Source organism: Mariniflexile sp., assembly GCF_041583155.1.
In the GTDB taxonomy this organism is placed as follows: Bacteria; Bacteroidota; Bacteroidia; order Flavobacteriales; family Flavobacteriaceae; genus Mariniflexile.
Map to the genome: position 1 here is coordinate 1 of NZ_JBFHGK010000097.1, position 3,938 is coordinate 3,938.

Genomic DNA, 3,938 nt, shown 5'->3' on the forward strand with positions numbered 1-3,938 from the left:
CGAGAAAGTAAAAGGCACTACCCAAAAACAAAAAACATCTATTCTAGATGATATTGATTTTGAGTTGGAATTGATACATCGCGACCAAATTAATGTTGCCTACATTATTAAACTACTTGCAAAATTAAAAGGAGCGAAAATAAGCGACGCCAAAGCACAGAAAAAAGCCATCATCGATTTGCTTGGTGGCGATGTCATGTTGCGAAGTAAACGCGAACTTATTGAAAAATTCATTGAAGAAAACTTACCACACATTACAGATTTGGATACCATTCAAGATGAATTTGAAACCTACTGGCAAGACCAAAAAGTACTGGCATTAGGGAAGCTTTGTGAGGAAGAGAACCTGGATAAAGCACAGTTTAAATCATTAATAGATGCTTACATTTATAGTGGTCAAGAACCCATTAAAGACGATGTTTTTAAATGCTTAGACAATAGACCAAGTATTTTAAAAGCTCGAGAAATTGGTGAAAGGATACTCCAAAAAATGAAAGAATTTGTTGAGGTGTTTGTAAATGGGATGGTGGGGTAACTAATATAAAGTCATCAAAAAAAATTAATACTTAAAAAAGAAAATATAGAATTAAAAAATGGCATTATTTTAAATACCCCCAAATTTAACTACTGGATACCTAAATTAATTGAAGAAAGTAAAGAAGAATTAATATTAATTGTACCATACATTCAAGCATCAGAAAACGTCTTAAACGCTTTAAAAATAGCAGATAATAATGGTGTAGAAATTACGCTAGTTTATAGAGAGAATAAATTATCGGACCTAGAAAAAAATAAACTACTAGCTCTTAAAAACATAAACCTGTTACATCACCCAAATGTACATTGTAAATGTTACTATAATGGTGATTTACTTATTGTAGGTTCAATGAATCTGTATGAATATTCTGAGAAAAATAATAGAGAGATTGGCATGTTAATGTGGATGGGGCGGTCAAGGTGAGCTACCTGCGGCGGATTAAAGTGAGCATAGTAATAATTCATATAAACCCTTTTATAGCTTAGGTAAGAAGAGTTTTTAAGAGGTTCAAACTTTTCCGTTTTCACTGGTTTACTTTAACCGTTTTTTACAACGGATGATGAGAACCATTAAAAGCTGTAAATTTGAACCAGATCATTTACGGATTTAAACTAATGCAATACAATGAGTTATTGATAATTTAACTATGCTCACTTTTTGCCGCCAAGGGTGGTATTGTCTTGCCGTTTTTTGCAAGTTGGTTATGTAATAAAGATTAACAATTTATTTAAATTAGTGTCAAAATATTTAATTTATAAAGCTATTAACGAATAAACAACGTTTCCAGTTTCAATATCATAATAAGGTAATGCACCGTTGGGTTGTCGTTGCATGTTTTTAATAGGATGATAGCGTTTAACTAATTTTTCTGTTAGATTTTTTAAATCCCCTTTAGTAGCAGGTTTGTTTTCCGCTGATGTAAAAACGGCTTTTATACCATCAGCAATTAATGTGCCTGCGGTTGCATTTCCCATTCCAGCTACACTCATAGCTTCTACCTTGTTTTTTATGGGAATAGGGGGTACGTCGGGTACTTTAAAAACACTAACTTCTTTTGTCGTTTCTGTTAGTTGTTTGATGCTATTTTTTTTAGCATGATGGGCTTTAGAGCGACAGGTATTGCTACAAAATTTTTGTACACGTCTGCGTTTTGGTGCAAATTCAGTATAACAATAATCACAGGTATAATATTTTTTTTCTTCCATTTAGCGTCAAACAAACGTTTGTTTGACGCTAAATTAAATGAAAACTCACTTTTTGCAACGATAATAAAAAAATTTAACTAATAATTACAAGTCTACATTAAAAACCGTAGTTAATAGAAAACGATCTACCTCCTCGTTGCTTAGAACTACCTTTTTCTTTTTGGTAGTTTTAGCTATTGGTTTTAAAAGCGAATTATTTTTAGGGAATTCAGGTACATCAATTTTAAAATCAGGCTTTGAAAACTGTGTTTGAAAATGTTTTGATACACTTTCGTTTTGATGCAAAAATTCTGATTTTGTAACTTGAAAATTATCCTGTAATTCACTTAAATGTTTTTCAAAATATTCTTGTTGAAGCTTAAATAGGTTAATGGTGCTTTCTTCTACATTATTAAAAACCCTATGTATATTGTTGTACATCCAGCTGGTTACGAAGGCGTGACCTTCAACATGCAAATTGTATTTATTTAGTAAGAATATAAAGTGCTTATGTTCCAAACTTTTTTTGGCTTCAAAAAGATGTAATAGATTTCTATCTAAAATCTCTTTTTTGCTTACTAATTTGATAATGCTAAAGTTTTTAAAATTTGTTGAAACTTTTTTATCGATATCAAAGAACGCTAATTCATTGCATGCCTCCAATGGTATTGCACCTTTTAGAACAGTTGATTCTAATAGTGAAATTGCCTCGGTTGGGAAATAAAATACATAATTCCGAATTAAGTTGTCCGTTATAATTGTTGAGGTATCCATTGCTAAAAGTGATGTGAATAATCTTTAGGAAGTTCGGCATCAATATCACGTAAATATTTTTCAAGTGCATCCATTGTTGTGTGTCCTGTAATGCCCATAAGTTCACTTTTTGCGGCATAAGCTGACGAGCTTTCCACCAACGATCTGTATAATTTAGTAATAAACGTATGCCTAAAACTATATAGGTTTTGGTTTTTATCTAAATTGAAATGGTCTTTAACCGATTTTTTAAAGCGTTTCGAAAAATGGTCACGTCTGTTACTTTCCGTAGCATTCCAATCACCACCTATTTTATCTGGAGTAAATAGAAAAGCTTCGGGGTTTAGTTTAGATAAATCTGGTAATTCATTGAGCAAAATTTGAGGTATAAGCTTTGTTTTTAGTGGACTATTTTTAGCTTTAAACTGTATGGTGTTATTGGTTAAGTTAAAGTCCTTAATTTTTAATCTACAAGCTTCAATAGGGCGTAAAAAATTATAAGAAATAAATTGAATATAAAGCAGTAGGATAGGGTCTTCAACCTTTAAGTAAGCAAATATTTTTTCTTGATCTTCGGTGCTATAAGTCTTGTTTCTTTTGGGTATCGATTTTAAATTGGCAATCTTCTTCATCGGGTTTGAAACAATAATTTCGTTGTCCTCTAAAGTTTGCAATAAACTGCTTAAACTTAGCCGATAATTATTTCTACTTCTGGCACTTGAATTTAGTAAAACGGCATTTAAAAATCCGAGTGCTATTTTTTTAGAAAACTGATCGATGGTTTTTATTTCAGGATTATTTTCATCAATCCATTTCACAACGGCGTTGGATGCATATTGGTAATCTTGCAACGTCCGTTCGCTTACCGTTTTTGCTTTCAGATTTAAGCTAAAATCAAACCCTTCTCTTAAGGATAGTTTATCAGTAGTGTTTTCTTCATTTTGCGTGTCCGTTAAAGGCGAATCATTTTCAGGAGTAACAACAGGAGGAATTTTACCAGAGGGAGCTTCTACTAATTTTATAGGAGCCTTTTCTTCTGGTTTAGGATTGGTTTTAGTCTGGTAAAGTTCGGTGTTATTTAAATAGGGATTATAACCTTCTTTTAGTAAAAGAAGTAAGCGTCTCCGGTACAATGACAAAAGAGTCATCCGTTCTTCTTTGGTTTTATAGGTATTTACATTCCCATAAATATTTTTCATCCGTTTTAATTTCCCAGAGTTGGGGTCACGAAAAGTAAAATATACATACCACCTTTTGGACAAATCGCCATTAGCAATATATATTTTTGGGGTTGAAAAATCTTTTTTGTGTGCCAAATTGTGGGATCAATCCTAAAAGTTGTGTGTGAATTAAAATAAGATTACGATTTTTGTAAAAAAAGAGCACCTTGGACAATTACCTAGACTTATTAAAACTTATTCTTCCAGAATTTTTGATTAACCATTTTGACTTAGTTAAGAACA

The 3,938-nt window shown here is 31.8% G+C and carries 4 protein-coding genes and 1 pseudogene; 2 read left to right on the forward strand and 3 right to left on the reverse strand.

All coding sequences use genetic code 11. From position 1 onward, the window contains the following. Both ABYI63_RS17245 and ABYI63_RS17250 read left to right on the forward strand, forming a co-directional pair. Positions 1-535: pseudogene (locus ABYI63_RS17245) on the forward strand (type I restriction endonuclease subunit R); the annotation flags it as partial. A gap of 108 nt (positions 536-643) precedes the next feature. Further along, positions 644-961 (forward strand): phospholipase D family protein, encoded by a 318-nt coding sequence (locus ABYI63_RS17250; RefSeq protein ID WP_372758107.1) that lies wholly within the window; start codon positions 644-646, stop codon positions 959-961. Between the two features lie 329 nt (positions 962-1,290). Here ABYI63_RS17250 and ABYI63_RS17255 read toward each other — a convergent pair whose 3' ends face one another. The 3 genes from ABYI63_RS17255 to ABYI63_RS17265 all read right to left on the reverse strand — a co-directional run bounded on the left by ABYI63_RS17255 (position 1,291) and on the right by ABYI63_RS17265 (position 3,674). Then, on the reverse strand, positions 1,291-1,743 hold the full coding sequence (locus ABYI63_RS17255; RefSeq protein WP_372758104.1) for a hypothetical protein: 453 nt from the start codon (positions 1,741-1,743) through the stop codon (positions 1,291-1,293). Between the two features lie 84 nt (positions 1,744-1,827). Further along, a complete protein-coding gene (locus ABYI63_RS17260) occupies positions 1,828-2,496 on the reverse strand; it encodes a hypothetical protein (protein WP_372758105.1) in 669 nt (222 codons plus the stop codon). 2 nt (positions 2,497-2,498) lie between these two features. Next, a complete protein-coding gene (locus ABYI63_RS17265; RefSeq protein WP_372758106.1) occupies positions 2,499-3,674 on the reverse strand; it encodes a tyrosine-type recombinase/integrase in 1,176 nt (391 codons plus the stop codon). Positions 3,675-3,938 lie beyond the last annotated feature (264 nt).

Coding starts and splice junctions, on each gene's coding strand:
- ABYI63_RS17265 (WP_372758106.1), bottom strand. CDS start 3,674: ATGAAAAATATTTATGGGAATGTAAATACCTATAAAACCAAAGAAGAA.
- ABYI63_RS17260 (WP_372758105.1), bottom strand. CDS start 2,496: ATGGATACCTCAACAATTATAACGGACAACTTAATTCGGAATTATGTA.
- ABYI63_RS17255 (WP_372758104.1), bottom strand. CDS start 1,743: ATGGAAGAAAAAAAATATTATACCTGTGATTATTGTTATACTGAATTT.